General features: G+C 62.4%; 1 protein-coding gene. It reads left to right on the top strand.

Going from position 1 to position 1,567, the window contains the following annotated elements; all coding sequences use genetic code 11:
- Positions 1-99: 99 nt before the first annotated feature.
- Positions 100-1,542, top strand: a complete 1,443-nt coding sequence (locus tag OC610_RS27130) for a mechanosensitive ion channel domain-containing protein (protein ID WP_264432446.1) — start codon at positions 100-102, stop codon at positions 1,540-1,542.
- The last annotated feature ends 25 nt before the right edge of the window (positions 1,543-1,567 follow it).

Raw genomic sequence — 1,567 nt, 5'->3', positions numbered from 1 at the left:
TCGCGAGCAAGCTCGCTCCCACAAGGTTTTGTGGGTGATCTCTACAGCGTGTTCATTCTGTGCCAATCTTCGCCAATCGCCCTCTTGGAGCTGTCCCCGATGTTCTCCCTGATCACCAACCACCCGCTGCTCAGTGCCTTGGCGTTGCTTGTGCTCGATTTGCTGGCGTGGCGGTTCGTCAGTGCCGAACGGATGTATTGGAAGATCGGCGGGCGGCTGGTGATTTTCATGTTGTTCAGCATGCTGCTGTTCAACGAAGGCCTCAACCCCATGCAGCCCGCGCAGTGGGTCGACGACGTGCCACGGCACCTGGCGGCGACTGGTTTGCAGATTGCCTGGTGGTTGTTCGCCGCGCGGACCCTGACCGTGATGATCGGTGCGGTGATGATGCAACGGGTCGGCCATACGGGGCGGTTGTTGCAGGACTTGCTGGGGGCGGTGATTTTCCTGGTCGCAGTCATCGCGGCATTGGCGTATGTGCTCGACCTGCCGGTCAAGGGCGTGCTGGCAACCTCCGGCGCGATGGCGATCATCGTCGGCCTGGCCTTGCAGAGCACCCTCAGCGATGTGTTTTCCGGCATCGTGCTCAACACCACCAAGCCGTATCAAGTCGATGACTGGATTTCCATCGACGGCACCGAAGGCCGGGTCACCGACATCGACTGGCGTGCCACGCGACTGCAGACCTCCCAGGGCAGCATGGCGGTGATCCCCAACTCGCTGGCGGCGAAAGCCAAGATCGTCAACTTCAGCCGACCGAGCGACATGCATGGTTTGTCCATCAGCATTCAGGTCAGTCCCCATGCGCGACCGCAAAAGGTGATCGAAGCGCTGGAACGGGCGATGATCGGCTGTCGCGCATTGCTTGCCAGCCCGGCGCCCTGCGTCACGCTCAAGAGCACCAGCAGCGCCGGGGCGGAATATGAAATCAGCGGATTCGTGGCCTCGATGGGGCAGAAACGCGAGGTGCGCAATCAACTGTTCGACCTGGCGTTTCGGCATCTGCATGCATCGGGCGTGAGCCTGCTGTCCACCAGCGAAAGCACGGCGGCCCTGGCGGTGTCGCGGCCGCGGGCGTTGCTGGAAAGCTCGAGCATTTTTTCCACCCTGCGCCCGGACGAGAAAGACACCTTCAGCCAGAACATGACCCTGCAGACGTTTCGCGCGGGCGAGGTGATCCTGGCGGCCGGGGAGGTCAGCGATCATCTGTTCATCATCGAGTCCGGCGTCGTCAGCGTGAGCCTCCTGCGTAACGGCCAGCCCCTCGAGGGCGGGCGCATGGGGCCGGGCGAGGTGATCGGCGAAGCCGGGATCGTCGCCGAGCAAGCGGCGCTGGCCAATTTCAACGCCAAGACTTTCTGCACGCTTTATCGCATCGAGAACAGCTACCTCAAACCTTGCCTCGAGGCCCGTCGCGACATCGGCGACGCCATGAAAAACCTGTTGGACGTGCGCATCCACCTGGCCCAGAACCTGACCCGTGAACTGCCCAAGCCGGTCGCCAAGAAACGCTTCCTGCAATGGCTGCGCAGCCGAGCGTGACACCCTTCGAAAGCACGCCGTGCCC

It is taken from the genome of Pseudomonas agronomica (assembly GCF_025917275.1).
GTDB lineage: Bacteria > Pseudomonadota > Gammaproteobacteria > Pseudomonadales > Pseudomonadaceae > Aquipseudomonas > Aquipseudomonas agronomica.
Note: the sequence above shows the minus strand (reverse complement) of the source record. Positions and strands in the feature narration are given on the sequence as shown.

Bases quoted from the DNA above. Each gene is read 5' to 3' on its own strand.
- OC610_RS27130 (WP_264432446.1), top strand. From the start codon at position 100: ATGTTCTCCCTGATCACCAACCACCCGCTGCTCAGTGCCTTGGCGTTG.